At 69.0% G+C, this 12,791-nt stretch carries 13 protein-coding genes; 6 read left to right on the plus strand and 7 right to left on the minus strand.

Annotated features, from left to right (window positions below):
* The gene (locus ACSHWB_RS00795; protein ID WP_439660152.1) at positions 1-492 is read right to left on the minus strand and encodes a GNAT family N-acetyltransferase; all 492 of its coding nucleotides are present in this window, start codon (positions 490-492) and stop codon (positions 1-3) included.
* Positions 493-632: 140 nt separating this feature from the next.
* Between ACSHWB_RS00795 and ACSHWB_RS00800 the strand changes: the two genes are divergently transcribed.
* On the plus strand, positions 633-947 hold the full coding sequence (locus tag ACSHWB_RS00800; protein ID WP_439660153.1) for a hypothetical protein: 315 nt from the start codon (positions 633-635) through the stop codon (positions 945-947).
* Positions 944-1,477, plus strand: coding sequence for a hypothetical protein (locus tag ACSHWB_RS00805; RefSeq protein WP_439660154.1), 534 nt, complete (start codon positions 944-946; stop codon positions 1,475-1,477). The genes ACSHWB_RS00800 and ACSHWB_RS00805 overlap by 4 nt, the downstream gene beginning before the upstream one ends.
* A 131-nt stretch (positions 1,478-1,608) precedes the next feature.
* Here ACSHWB_RS00805 and ACSHWB_RS00810 read toward each other — a convergent pair whose 3' ends face one another.
* From ACSHWB_RS00810 to ACSHWB_RS00835, 6 genes are all read right to left on the minus strand, one after another.
* On the minus strand, positions 1,609-3,252 hold the full coding sequence (locus ACSHWB_RS00810; protein WP_439660155.1) for an AMP-binding protein: 1,644 nt from the start codon (positions 3,250-3,252) through the stop codon (positions 1,609-1,611).
* A 185-nt stretch (positions 3,253-3,437) separates the two neighbouring features.
* Positions 3,438-4,136, minus strand: coding sequence for a FadR/GntR family transcriptional regulator (locus ACSHWB_RS00815; RefSeq protein ID WP_439660156.1), 699 nt, complete (start codon positions 4,134-4,136; stop codon positions 3,438-3,440).
* Between the two features lie 2 nt (positions 4,137-4,138).
* Positions 4,139-4,906, minus strand: a complete 768-nt coding sequence (locus ACSHWB_RS00820) for a 3-oxoacyl-ACP reductase (RefSeq protein ID WP_439660157.1) — start codon at positions 4,904-4,906, stop codon at positions 4,139-4,141.
* Between the two features lie 29 nt (positions 4,907-4,935).
* On the minus strand, positions 4,936-6,288 hold the full coding sequence (locus tag ACSHWB_RS00825) for an aldehyde dehydrogenase family protein (RefSeq protein WP_439660158.1): 1,353 nt from the start codon (positions 6,286-6,288) through the stop codon (positions 4,936-4,938).
* Positions 6,285-6,977 carry a gamma-glutamyl-gamma-aminobutyrate hydrolase family protein gene (locus ACSHWB_RS00830; protein ID WP_439660159.1) on the minus strand — a complete coding sequence of 231 codons (693 nt, stop codon included), beginning with the start codon at positions 6,975-6,977 and terminating at the stop codon, positions 6,285-6,287. Before ACSHWB_RS00830 ends, ACSHWB_RS00825 begins: the two co-directional genes overlap by 4 nt.
* Complete coding sequence (locus tag ACSHWB_RS00835) at positions 6,964-8,304, minus strand: glutamine synthetase family protein (RefSeq protein WP_439660160.1); 1,341 nt, start codon at positions 8,302-8,304, stop codon at positions 6,964-6,966. The genes ACSHWB_RS00830 and ACSHWB_RS00835 overlap by 14 nt, the downstream gene beginning before the upstream one ends.
* 111 nt (positions 8,305-8,415) lie before the next feature.
* Between ACSHWB_RS00835 and eat the strand changes: the two genes are divergently transcribed.
* The 4 genes from eat to ACSHWB_RS00855 all read left to right on the plus strand — a co-directional run bounded on the left by eat (position 8,416) and on the right by ACSHWB_RS00855 (position 12,665).
* A complete protein-coding gene (eat, locus tag ACSHWB_RS00840; RefSeq protein WP_439660161.1) occupies positions 8,416-9,840 on the plus strand; it encodes an ethanolamine permease in 1,425 nt (474 codons plus the stop codon).
* Positions 9,841-10,063: 223 nt separating this feature from the next.
* On the plus strand, positions 10,064-10,903 hold the full coding sequence (locus tag ACSHWB_RS00845; protein WP_439660162.1) for an IniB N-terminal domain-containing protein: 840 nt from the start codon (positions 10,064-10,066) through the stop codon (positions 10,901-10,903).
* Between the two features lie 12 nt (positions 10,904-10,915).
* Positions 10,916-11,809: an NAD-dependent epimerase/dehydratase family protein gene (locus ACSHWB_RS00850; RefSeq protein WP_439660163.1), complete on the plus strand. Its 894-nt coding sequence runs from the start codon at positions 10,916-10,918 to the stop codon at positions 11,807-11,809.
* Positions 11,802-12,665 (plus strand): 3-hydroxybutyryl-CoA dehydrogenase, encoded by an 864-nt coding sequence (locus ACSHWB_RS00855; protein ID WP_439660164.1) that lies wholly within the window; start codon positions 11,802-11,804, stop codon positions 12,663-12,665. Before ACSHWB_RS00850 ends, ACSHWB_RS00855 begins: the two co-directional genes overlap by 8 nt.
* The last annotated feature ends 126 nt before the right edge of the window (positions 12,666-12,791 follow it).

The raw sequence follows: 12,791 nt of genomic DNA on the forward strand, positions 1-12,791 counted from the left end.
TCAGATGTTATCGGTGCTCAAGATGGACATGACGATCGCGTCGTGGAAGACGCCGTCCCAGAGCAGGGCGTCCCTCAGACGGCCCTCCTCGCGGAAGCCGAGCTTGCGGTACACGTGGATCGCCCGGTCGTTGAAGTCGTACACCTCCAGGTCGACCCGGTGCAGGCCGCGCTCGTTGAACGCGTGGTCGAGCACGTGCCTGATGGCGATCGAGCCGTACCCCTTGCCGTACCCGTCCCACAACGCGATCCGCAGGCCTGCCGACCGATTGTGCGGATTGATCGTGAGAACGATCTCGCCGAGGAACCTCCCGTCCTCCGTGATGGCGCGGGTGTAGCGGTTCGGATCGTTCAGCGTCCGATCGATGTACGCCTCGTAATCCTCGAGCGTGAACGTCGCGTGAGTACCGGTCAGGCGGTCGACCTCGTCGTTGTTCGGTCCGCCCGCGGCCATGGCCTGCGCGAACTCCTGGCGCAGAGGTACGAGTTCCATGCACCGATTGAAGCCGGTGCGCGCAAGCGGATTCCGGCCGCGATACCTACGTACGCACTTCTGAGTGGTTTTTCGGATGCGTCGGAGCACCTCGGGCGAGCACTCTGTTGTCTCCCGGCCCGCCGAATGGAGCATCGATCATGTCCGACCTGGTCGTCGAATGCCCGGTACGCCTCACCGAGTCCAACCGGGACGAACTGCGCCTGCTCTACGCCGACCTGCGCGACCACTACGCACGCCGCGACGCCCGCAACGGCACGCGCACGGCGTTGCACTTCCTGTGGACGGGCGTCCTGGACGACGAGCTCTTCGGCGCCACCTATGCCGACCAGCGGCACGTTTTCGCTGGTTCCAGGCCCGTGCTGAACTCCGTGAGGGATCCGGGCGGGCTTCAGGAAACGAACAGGTGGCTGTCAGCCCCAGCTCAGTCGAACGGCGCATCGTTGAGGACATGAGCGAGCAGGGACAGACGCCTCCACCGCAGGAGCCGTCCGAGAACGATCCGCGGGCAGCCCAGCCCGCACCGGGCCAGGCGACGACCCCGCTGCCGGCCGGTGGCGCGGCCACTCCTGGCCAGCAGCCCACCACCGAACTCCCGGCCACGCCGCCACCGGCGGCACCCGGCCCCGAGACCCCGGCGGCAGCACCCGCCGCGCCGGCCGCATCCGCCGCGGAAGCTCCGTCTGCCGCGCCCGCCGCCGGGACCCCGGTCGCCGCACCGGCCGTACCAGCAGGTCCTGGCCGCGTGAGGCGTTTCGCCGGGCACCGCGCCACCCAGCTGGTGGCCGTGGGCCTGCTGGGACTGGTCCTCGGCGGCGGCATCGTGGGAGCGGTGGCCGCCAACCGCCTCGACCACCGCGGCGGCCCCGGCCACGTGCGGATGTACGAGCGCGGAGACCGCGGGCCCGACCGCGGTGGCGACCGGTTCGAGCAGCGCGGCCCGTTCAACGACCGCGGTGACCGCGGCGACCGCTTCGAGCGGTGACCCGACCGAGCGCGCGACTCGCGACCCGATCCCCGACGACGTGAGTCGCGCGCTCCCCAAAACCAGGAACGCGCGCCCCCGCTGGATTAGTCCCCCTCGTTCTGCGGTGGCGTGCGTTCCGCCCATCTGGCTCAGTGCGGCTGCGGCCCGAGCCTGATCGCCAGGAGCTGGCGCCGCAGCACCTTGCCCGTCGCGTTGCGCGGCAGCTGCGGCACCACGACGACCTCGCGCGGCACCTTGTGCCTGGCCAGCCGGGTGCGCACGAACTCGCGCAGCTCCCGCACGTCGATCCGTGCCCCCGCCACCGGCACCACGAAGGCGCGCAGCCGTTGCCCGTACTCGGGATCCGGCACGCCGAGCACCGCCGCGTCGCGCACCCGGTAGTGCGTCATGAGCAGGTTCTCGACCTCGACCGGGTACACGTTCTCGCCGCCGGACACGATCATGTCGTCCTCGCGGCCGTCGAAGTACAGGCGTCCGTTGGGGTCGAAGTGCCCGAGGTCGCCGGTCGAGACGAGCCCGTCGATGGACTCCTTCTGCGAGCCGTCCGTGTAGAGGTCGACGGTCAGCGAGCCGCGCACGTAGATCCGGCCCGTCACGAACGACCGCGTGATGCGGTTGCCGTCCTCGTCGTAGATGCGCACGACGCAGTTGTGCGGCGGCAGGCCGACGCTGGACGGCGCGGCCGCGAGGTCCTCCGGCGTGGCGACGGTGGCGACCGCGACTTCCGTTGAGCCGTAGAGGTTGTAGAGCACCGGCCCGAGCACGGCCTGGGTGCGTTCGACTAGGTCCGGCGAGATCGGCGCGCCCGAGGAGAACACGACCCTCAGGTGCGAGAGGTCGAACGAGTCGAGCACGTGCCGGTCGAGCTCCATGATCCGCTGCAACATCGTCGGCACCAGCACCAGCGTCGTGCAGCGCTGGCCCTGCACCGACCACAGCGTCTTGCGCGGGTCGAACCGGCGGTGCAGCACCGCGCGCGAGCCCAGCGACATCGCGAGCGTCAGGTGCGAGTAGCCGACGGAGTGGAAGATCGGCGCGGCGATGAACGTCGACTCGCCGGAGCTCATCGGGATGCGGTCGAGGAAGTCGGACGCGGTCAGCACCGACTTGATCTCGCGGGCCGTGCCCTTGGGCGTGCCGGTCGTGCCGGACGTCAGCTGGATCACGACGCCCGGTTCGCGCGGCGGCTCCAGCTCTCCGCGCGGCGCCTTGGCCACCAGCTGGTCCAGTGTCGGCGTGCGGCGGTCCAGTCCGTCGCGCGACCAGGAGAGCCAGCGCGGGATCGACGGCGGCAGCTGCTGGAACAGCGGCGTGAACTCCTCATCGTGAATGACGAGCGACGCGCGTTCACGTTGCAACAGGTCCAAAACGACCGGTGCGCCGAATCCGGTGTTCACCAGCAGCACGCGCACACCGAGTTTCGCGCACGCCAGCAGCGACTCGACCATGCCGCGGTGATTGCGGCACATCAGCGCGACGACGTGCATGTGCTGCACGCCCAGCGAACGCAATCCCTGTGCGATCGCGTTGGAACGCCGGTCGAGTTGTCTGTAGGTCACCGAACCACGTTCGTCGACGATCGCGACGCCGTCCGGATTCAGCCGCACGGAACGGCGCAGCGCCGTGACGTTCGGCCCCCAGACCTTGACCTCCTGCAACGCCTGCAGGGACATCCTGATGTTCGTGAGACTCACCATGCCCGCTTCGGACAAGACGCGGAGTGAGTGCACCCTGCCCATGGCGTCGCGAAACACCTTGCGCAACCCTGGCATCAACAGCTCCTTGCGCTGCAAGTCCCCGAGGTTTCGGACGGTAACTGCCCGAAAGCCCTAGGCCAAGTGTTGTTCCATGCGGAATGTGCATGACAACACGACTTTCTTGCTTGTAAACGTTTTCACACCGTCCGGTCCACGACCATGACCCTCCCACACTGCTGCGTTCGCCGGAGTCTGACCGGTCAGACCAAGAATCCGCGCAACAACGACGCGGTCCCGTCGAGGTGCTCGGCCATGGCCTGACGCGCCGTCGCGGGGTCTCCGTCCAAAATGGAGGCGATGATGCGCTCGTGCTGGGCGTTGGAGTGCGCGAGGTTCGGTTCGAGCAGGGGGATGTGGTCCAGCAGCTCGTTGGCGCGCATCCGCGACTCGGCGACGGCGGCGGTGAGGGCGGCGGACCCGGTGGCCTCGGCGATCGCGAGGTGCAGCCGCGAGTCCTTGCGCCGATATTCCACAAGCGATGAGGTCGAAGCCTCTTCCAGCCGGGCGCGCAGCCCGCGGCGTTCGGCGGGCCCCAGGGATCGTCCCGCCGCCGTCTCCGCCGCGCCCGTCTCCAGCACCTTCCGCAACGTCAGCACGTCGTGGAGGTCCCCGAAGTCCTTGCCGGGAGCGGACTTCGGGAGCACCTCGTTGACGAACGTGCCGCCGTAACGACCCCTTCGAGACTCGACGTAATGGTTCTCCTGCAACGACCTGATGGCCTCGCGCACGGTCACCCGGCTCACCCCGAGCCGGGTGGCGAGCTCCCGTTCGGACGGCAGCCGCTCACCCGGCGCGACGACGCCGAGCCGGATGGACTGCATGAGCCGTTCGACGGTCTCCTCGAAGGCGTTGCCCGCCCGCACCGGGCGGAACAACGCCTCCTGCGCGTGCTCCATCATCCCTAGAGCGGTGTCACGTACGCGCCGGCGATGCCGCCGTCCACGAGGAAGTTCGACGCCGTCATGAACGACGAGTCGTCGGACGCGAGAAACGCGACCGCTGCGGCGATTTCCTCAGGTTCGGCGAACCGACCGAGCGGTACGTGGACGAGACGCCGCGCGGCCCGCTCCGGGTCCTTCGCGAACAGTTCCCGCAACAGCGGGGTGTTGACCGGGCCGGGAGACAGGGCGTTGACGCGGATGCCCTCGCGCGCGAACTGCACACCGAGCTCACGCGACATCGCGAGCACGCCGCCCTTCGACGCCGTGTAGGAGATCTGCGACGTCGCCGCTCCCATCGTCGCGACGAACGACGCGGTGTTGATGATCGAGCCCTTGCCGTTGGCCTGCATGTGCGGAAGCGCGTACTTGCAACACAAATAAACCGACGTGAGGTTCACCTTCTGCACGCGTTCCCACGCCTCGATGCCCGTGGTGAGGATCGAGTCGTCGTCGGGCGGCGAGATACCGGCGTTGTTGAACGCGATGTCCAGCTTGCCGTAAGTGTCCACAGTGGTCTGGAACAGCGCTTTGACCTGTTCCTCGTCGGTCACGTCGACCTGGACGAACAGTCCACCGACCTCGTCCGCGGCCGCCTTGCCCGACGCGGGGTCGAGATCGGCGACGACGACCTTCGCGCCCTCGCTCGCGAACCTGCGCACGGTCGCGAGTCCGATCCCGCTGCCGCCACCCGTCACGACGGCCACGCGGCCTTCGAGTCGCTGCACCATCTTGTTGTTCTCCTCGGGTTCGCCTGGAATCAGGTAGCGATGAAGACGTTCTTGACTTCGGTGAACGAGTCGAGCGCGTCCGGTCCCAGCTCGCGGCCGAGGCCGGACTGCTTCACCCCGCCGAACGGGGTCCAGTAGCGGACGGACGAATGCGAGTTCACCGACAGGTTCCCTGCCTCGACCGCACGCGAGACGCGGATCGCGCGGCTGACGTCGTTGGTCCAGATCGACCCGGACAGGCCGTACTCGGAGTCGTTCGCGATCCGGATCGCGTCTGCCTCGTCGGTGAACGGCAGCACGACGACGACCGGTCCGAAGATCTCCTCGGTGACCGTCACGTGGTCGGCCGGAGGCGTCAGGACCGTCGGCGGGAACCAGAAACCGGGTCCGTCCGGCGACGACCCGCGGAACGCGACGTGGGTGTCGTCTGGGACGTAAGACGCGACCTTGCCGAGGTGTGCGGCGGTGATGAGCGGGCCCATCTCGGTCGCCTCGTCGCCGGGCTCGCCGACCTTCACGCCCTTGACCGCGGGCTCCAGCAGTTCCATGAACCTGTCGTAGACGCTGGCCTGAACGAGGATCCGCGAACGGGCGCAGCAGTCCTGCCCGGCGTTGTCGAACACCCCGTACGGCGCCGTGGCGGCGGCCTTCTCCAGGTCGGAGTCCGCGAAGACGATGTTCGCCGACTTGCCGCCCAGCTCCAGCGTCACCCGCTTCACCTGGTCCGCGCAGCCCGCCATGATCTGCTTGCCGACCTCGGTCGAGCCGGTGAAGACGACCTTGCGCACCAACGGATGCGTGACGAACCGGTTGCCGACGACGCTGCCCTTGCCCGGCAGCACCTGGAACACGCCCTCCGGGATGCCCGCCTCCAGCGCCAGCTCGGCGAGCCGGATCGCGGTCAGCGGCGTCACCTCGGCCGGCTTGAGCACGACGGTGTTGCCGGCGGCCAGCGCGGGCGCGAACCCCCAGCCCGCGATGGGCATCGGGAAGTTCCACGGCACGATCACGCCGACGACGCCGAGCGGTTCGTGGAACGTGACGTCGAGGCCGCCGGCGACCGGGATCTGCTTGCCGAACAGGCGTTCCGGCGCGGCCGAGTAGTACTGCAGCACGTCGCGGACGTTGCCCGCCTCCCAGCGCGCGTTGCCGATGGTGTGGCCGGAGTTCTCGACCTCCAGCAGCGCCAGCTCCTCGACGTGCGCGTCGACGGTCTCCGCGAACTTCCGCAGCAGCCTGGCGCGATCGCCGGGGGCGACGTTGCGCCAGCTCTCGAACGCCTTCTGCGCCCGGCCGATCGCCGCGTCCGTGTCACCGAGGGTGGTGTGCGGCACGGACCGCACGACCTTCTCGGTGGCCGGGTTGATGACGTCGAAGGTCACGCTTTTCTCCTTGAAACGTCGACAAGAGCTTCGAACAGCCTGAGGTCCTCGATGTCCTGCTCGGGGTGCGACTGCACACCGACGACGAACCGCGCGCCCTCCAGTTCCACGGCCTCGACCGTGCCGTCCGGTGCCTGCGCGGTGACCCGCAGCCCGTCCGCGATCCGGTCCAGGGACTGGTGGTGATGGCATTGAACGGTCGTTCGATCGCCCAGGACCGCGTGCAGCAGGGTGTCGGGCGCGACCGCGATGTCGGTGTGCCCGAACACCCCGGGAGCCTCGTTGTGGCCCTCGATGTGCTGGTGCAGCGTGCCGCCGAGCGCCACGTTGAGCACCTGCATGCCCCGGCACACGCCGAGCACCGGCAGGTCGAGCTTGAGCGCTGCCTCGACGAGCGCGAACTCGGCGTCGTCACGCGCGCGGCTCGGCTCACCGGTCCGCTCGTGCCTCTCGGCACCGTAGGCGGCGGGGTCGATGTCCGCGCCGCCCGCGATCACCAGGCCGTCGAGGAACGCGATGCTCTCGGCGTTCCAGGTGCCGACCGGCGGCAGCATGACGGGGTTGCCGCCCGCCTCGGCCACGCAGTCGAGGTAACCGCGGTAGAGCACCGCCGCTTCCACGTCCCAGAGCCCGAAGCGGGTGCGCTCCAGGTAGGTGCTGATGCCGATGAGTGGCTTAGAGGCGCTCAAACCCGCGTACCTTCTCCCAGTCCGTGACCGCCGCCTCGAACGCGTCCAGCTCGACCTTGGCCGCGTTCAGGTAGTGGGCGACGACGTCCTCGCCGAACGCCTCGCGCGCGATCGTGCTGCCCGCCAGCAGTTCCGCCGACTCCTTGAGCGTCGTCGGCACCGTCGGCCGGTCGGACGCGTAGGCGTTGCCGACGAACTCGTCCTCCAGCTCCAGCTTCTGCTCCACACCGTGCAGACCGGCCGCGATCAGCGCCGCCACCGCGAGGTACGGGTTCACGTCGCCGCCGGGAACCCGGTTCTCGAACCGCAGCCCGTGGCCGTGGCCGACGACCCGCAGCGCGCACGTGCGGTTGTCCCGTCCCCACGCGACGGCGGTCGGCGCGAACGAGCCCTTCACGAAACGCTTGTAGGAGTTGATGTTCGGGGCGAGGAAGTAGGTGAGCTCGCGCAGCCCGGCCAGCTGGCCCGCGAGGAAGTGCTTCATCAGCTCGGACATGCCGTGGCCCTCGGCGAAGACGGGCTCGCCCTCCTTGGAGCGCAAGGAGAGGTGGATGTGGCAGGAGTTGCCCTCGCGTTCGTTGTACTTCGCCATGAACGTGAGCGCTTTGCCCTGCTGTGCCGCGATCTCCTTGGAGCCGTTCTTGTAGATGGCGTGCTGGTCGCACGTGCGCAGCGCCGTCGTGTACTTGAACGCGATCTCGTGCTGGCCGGGGTTGCACTCGCCCTTGGCCGACTCCACGGTCAGGCCGGCGCCCGTCATGCCGTTGCGGATGGCCCGCAGCAACGGTTCCACGCGCGCGGTGCCGAGCAGCGAGTAGTCGACGTTGTACTGGTTGGACGGCGTGAGGTTGCGGTAGCCGGCGTTCCAGGCCTGTTCGTAGGAGTCGTCGAAGAGGATGAACTCCAGCTCGGTGCCGACGTAGCAGTCCAGCCCGAGCGCGGCCAGCCGGTCGAGCTGCTTGCGCAGGACCTGGCGCGGCGAGGCGACGACCGGGTCGCCGTTCTCCCAGACGACGTCGCACATGACCATCGCGGTGCCCTCCTGCCACGGCACGCGGCGCAGGGTCTCCAGGTCCGGCTTCATCACGAAGTCGCCGTACCCGCGGTCCCAGCTCGACATCTCGAAGCCGCTGACCGGGTTCATCTCGACGTCGACCGCGAGCAGGTAGTTGCAGCCCTCCGCGGAGTGCCCGAGAACGTCGTCGAGGAAGTACTGGGCAGCGCACCGCTTGCCCTGCAGGCGGCCCTGCATGTCCACGATCGCGACCAGGACGGTGTCGATCTCACCGGTCTCCACGGCCGCGCGCAACTCCTCGACGGTCAGCATCTCCGCGTTCCTCCAAAGGTATGTCTGCGAGCCATTGGCGGCACCATCTTGACACCGCCGGGTGACGAGCGCCACCCTCAACCACCGCTTAAAGGACTATTAGGAGTCCATATGGCCAAGCACGTCGAGTACGAGAAGGTGAGCAGCGACTACCTGGAGCACCGGCAGCTCAAACGTGGCGCGGCAGGGTGGGTCCTGCTGGCCGGGCTGGGTGTCTCGTACGTGATCTCCGGCGACTTCGCCGGGTGGAACTTCGGCCTCGCCCAGGGTGGCTGGGGCGGGATGCTGGTCGCCACGATCCTGATGGCGACGATGTACACGTGCATGGTGTTCGGTCTCGCCGAACTGGCTTCGGCGCTCCCTGTGGCGGGCGCCGGTTACGGTTTCGCGAGGCGCGCGCTCGGCCCGTTGGGCGGGTACGCCACAGGTATCGCCATTCTCATCGAGTACGCCATCGCCCCGGCGGCGATCTCGGTGTTCATCGGCGACTACGTCAAGGCACTGGGTCTGCTGGACGCCACCTGGCCCGTGTACCTGGTCTGCTACATCGTCTTCGTCGGCATCCACCTCTACGGCGTCGGCGAGGCGTTGCGGGTGATGTTCGTGATCACCGGTGTCGCCGTGGTCGCGCTCGTCGCGTTCGTCGGCGGCATGATCCCGAAGTTCGACTCCTCGAAGCTCTTCGACATCGGCGACGGCTCGTTCCTGCCGATGGGTGTGACCGGGGCGTGGGGCGCGATCGTGTTCGCGATCTGGTTCTTCCTCGCGGTGGAGGGCGTGCCGCTGGCGGCGGAGGAAGCACGGGATCCCAAGCGGGACATGCCTCGCGGCATCATCGGCGCGATGGTCGTGCTGCTGGTGTTCGCGGCGGCGATCCTCCTGGTGGCGCCCGGCGGCGCGGGTTCGAAGGCGCTGGAGGCGTCCGGCAACCCGTTGCCGGAGGCGGTGCGCGCGGCCTACGGCGGGGACACGTTCCTGGCGCAGCTCGTGAACTACGTCGGCCTGGCGGGTCTGGTCGCGTCGTTCTTCTCGATCATCTACGCCTACTCGCGGCAGCTGTTCGCGTTGTCGCGCGCGGGATACCTGCCGCGCTGGCTGTCGAAGACCGGCAAGCGCAAGACGCCTTACCTGGCGTTGATCGTGCCCGGCACCATCGGGTTCGCGCTCGCGACCGTGATGAAGTCGGTCGACCCCGTGACGGGCGGGGCTCGGCTCATCAACATCGCGGTGTTCGGTGCCGCGCTGTCCTACGTGCTGATGATGGTGTCGCACATCGTTCTGCGTAAGACGGCGCCGGACCTGCCTCGCCCGTACCGGACTCCCGGCGGTGTGGTGACCACGAGCGTGGCGCTGGTTCTGGCGGTGGCGGCGGTCATCGCGACGTTCTTCGTCGACGAGGTCGCTGCTGCTGTGACGGCGGGCATCGTGCTGGTGGCTGTCGCCTACTACTGGTTCTACAGCCGTCATCACCTGGTGGCGAACGCTCCGGAGGAGGAGTTCGCGGCCATCGCGAAGGCGGAGGCGGAGCTCGACTGAGGCAATCGAGCGGCGGCACGGGCCTCGTCGGCCGTGCCGCCGTTCTTGCGTCCGGGTGGGCGCGGTACCCCTAACGAGTGAACCGTCCCCCTAACGGGTGACCTTCGGCCCCTAAGGACCCCGGCCGTCCGAAATCTAGGGATCACACCCGATGCATGGGGGATGTTGATCTCAATACGGTTCCTGGCGACATCCCCCGAATCGCCGTAGGAGCTCCGCTTCCATGATGCAGCAGGCAACCCCGCAGCAGCAGCCCGTCCAGCCCGCCGCGCCCGAGGTCACCGCCGCGGCCGCGCCGCAGGAGGCCCAGCCGGCCACGCTGCAGGAGTTCGCGCTGAACCTCCTGAACGACCCGACCGCGCTCTCGGCGTTCAACCTCGACCCCGAAGGCGTGCTCGGCTCGTGCGGTCTGAGCGACATCACCCCCGGTGACGTCCAGGAGATCCTCCCGCTGGTGCTCGACGCCGCCTCGATCGCGGACGTCAACGGCCTCTCGTCCTACAGCGCCCTCACCGGCCTCGCGAACCTCGGCGCCGTCAACGGCCTCGTCGGCGACCTGTCCGGCCACGGCGACGTGTCGGGCACCCTCGACGGCGTCACCGGCCTCGTTCCCGGCCTCGGCGACCTGGGCGGCGTCACCGACCTCGGCAACGTCACGGACCTGGGCGGCGTCACCGACCTGTCCGGTGTCACGGGCCTCGCCGGTACCGGCGACGTGCTCGGCACGGTCGGCGGCGTGGCCGACGTCCACGGCGTCCTCGGCACCGTCACCGGTGTCACCGACATCGTCTCCGTCAACGGCGTGCCCGGCGTGCTCGGCGCCGTCACCACCGACGTCACGACCGTCACCGACGTGGTCCACGAGGTCGTCCCGGACGTCGCGCCGGTCAGCGGCGTGCACGAGACCGTCCACAGCGTCGTCGACGGCACCGTCGGCAACGTGCTCGGCGGCGACGTGCTCGGCGGTCACGGGCTGGGTGGCAACGTTCTGGGCGGCGTCACCGACCTCGACGTGCTCGACGGCGTCGGCGGCCTGACCGAAGGCCTCGGCCTCGGGCTCTGATCTGATGCTCGAGTGAGCAGACGAGCGTTGATCCTCGGCGGCACGGGCCTCATCGGCCGTGCCGCCGCTCGGCGTTTGCGGGCATCGGGCTGGAACGTGGACGCGGTCGGCAGCGAGGTGGACCGTTCCGACCCGCGCGCACTGGCTGCCGCGATGGGCGACGGCGCCGACCTGCTGGTCGACTGCCTCTGCTACGCCGCCGCCGACGCGCGGACCCTGCTCCCGTCGGCGCGCAAGGCACGTTCGGTCGTGATGATCTCGGCCAAGGCGGTGTACGTCGACTCTCGCGGACGGCACGCGAACTCCGCCGAGCCTCCCCGGTTCGGCGGCCCGGTCACCGAGGACCAGCCGACGCTCGCACCACTCGAGTCGGACCCGTTCACCCGCGAGGGATACGGCCCGAACAAGGTGGCGGCGGAGCGGACGTTGCTCGACAGCGGCCTGCCGGTCACCGTGCTGCGACCGTCCAAAGTGCACGGTCCGGGCAACAGGCGGCCGCTGGAGCGGTACTTCGTCGAACGGATCCTCGCCGGGAACAAGGTCGTCGTGCTGGCGTCACGCGGCGAGGGCGTCGACCACCCGACCGCCGCCGCGAACCTCGCCGCACTGATCGAGACCGCCGCCCTGCACCCCGGCGCGCGCGTGCTGAACGCCGCCGACCCGGACGCCCCGAACGGCCTGGAGATCTCCCGCATCATCGCGCGCTCCCTCGGGCACGAGTGGCACGAGATCCTGCTCGATCACGACCAGGCAGGCCGCCACCCGTGGCACCGCGGCTTCGTCCTGGACACGTCCGCCGCCCTCGCGCTCGGCTACCGGCCGGTCGGCGACTACGCGGCCACCGTGCAGGAGACGCTGCGCGACCTGGTGTCGAGCCACTCGTGGCAGGATCGGTCGCGTGAGTGACATTCAACGTGTGGGAGTCGTCGGTTCCGGCCTCATGGGCTCCGGGATCGCCGAGGTGAGCGCCCGTGCCGGCCTCGACGTCATCGTCGTCGAGGTCAACGCGGGCGCGGCCGAGGCAGCGCAGGGGCGGATCGCCACCTCGCTCGCCAGGGGCGTCAAGTCCGGCAAGCTCAGCGAGGAGGACCGCGACGGCGCCCTGGGGCGCATCCGGTTCACCACCGACATCGGCGAGTTCGCCGACCGGCAGTTCGTGGTCGAGGCGGTCGCCGAGAACGAGCAGGTCAAGATCGAGATCTTCGCCTCGCTCGACAAGGTCGTGAAGGACGAGGACGCCATCTTCGCGTCCAACACGTCGTCCATCCCGATCATGAAGCTGGGCATGGCCACGAGCCGTCCCGAGCAGGTCATCGGCGTGCACTTCTTCAACCCGGTGCCGGTGCTCAAGCTCGTGGAGATCGTCCCGTCCCTGCTGACCGGCGCCACCACGCAGGTCCGCGCGGAGGCGTTCGTGCGCGCCACCCTGCACAAGGAGGTCATCCGCTCGCAGGACCGCGCAGGCTTCGTGGTCAACGCGCTGCTGATCCCCTACCTGCTCTCCTCGATCCGCATGCTGGAGTCCGGCTTCGCCTCGGCCGACGACATCGACAACGGCATGGTGCTCGGCTGCGCGCACCCGATGGGTCCGCTGCGCCTCACCGACCTGATCGGCCTCGACACCACCAAGGCCATCGCCGAGTCGATGTACGACGAGTTCAAGGAGCCGCTGTACTCCCCGCCGCCGCTGCTGCTGCGCATGGTGGACGCGGGCCTGCTGGGCAAGAAGTCGGGGCGCGGTTTCCACAACTACGCCAAGTAAGGCTTGCGGAAGGCCCGCTCCCCGGAGCGGGCCTTCCGCCCACACTGCTCACCTACGCGAACGCCCACCCCGCCCGGCCCCGTTCCAGACCGCACACGGGGCCCTCGCGTGCGGTCAGACAGTACG

Source organism: Lentzea sp. HUAS TT2, from assembly GCF_051853195.1.
Classification (GTDB): Bacteria; Actinomycetota; Actinomycetes; order Mycobacteriales; family Pseudonocardiaceae; genus Lentzea.

What these genes read in the sequence shown, in the direction of transcription:
- ACSHWB_RS00845 (WP_439660162.1), top strand. Translation starts at nt 10,064, where the DNA reads ATGATGCAGCAGGCAACCCCGCAGCAGCAGCCCGTCCAGCCCGCCGCG.
- ACSHWB_RS00795 (WP_439660152.1), bottom strand. Translation starts at nt 492, where the DNA reads ATGGAACTCGTACCTCTGCGCCAGGAGTTCGCGCAGGCCATGGCCGCG.
- ACSHWB_RS00805 (WP_439660154.1), top strand. Translation starts at nt 944, where the DNA reads ATGAGCGAGCAGGGACAGACGCCTCCACCGCAGGAGCCGTCCGAGAAC.
- eat (WP_439660161.1), top strand. Translation starts at nt 8,416, where the DNA reads ATGGCCAAGCACGTCGAGTACGAGAAGGTGAGCAGCGACTACCTGGAG.
- ACSHWB_RS00835 (WP_439660160.1), bottom strand. Translation starts at nt 8,304, where the DNA reads ATGCTGACCGTCGAGGAGTTGCGCGCGGCCGTGGAGACCGGTGAGATC.
- ACSHWB_RS00815 (WP_439660156.1), bottom strand. Translation starts at nt 4,136, where the DNA reads ATGATGGAGCACGCGCAGGAGGCGTTGTTCCGCCCGGTGCGGGCGGGC.
- ACSHWB_RS00810 (WP_439660155.1), bottom strand. Translation starts at nt 3,252, where the DNA reads ATGCCAGGGTTGCGCAAGGTGTTTCGCGACGCCATGGGCAGGGTGCAC.
- ACSHWB_RS00820 (WP_439660157.1), bottom strand. Translation starts at nt 4,906, where the DNA reads ATGGTGCAGCGACTCGAAGGCCGCGTGGCCGTCGTGACGGGTGGCGGC.
- ACSHWB_RS00800 (WP_439660153.1), top strand. Translation starts at nt 633, where the DNA reads ATGTCCGACCTGGTCGTCGAATGCCCGGTACGCCTCACCGAGTCCAAC.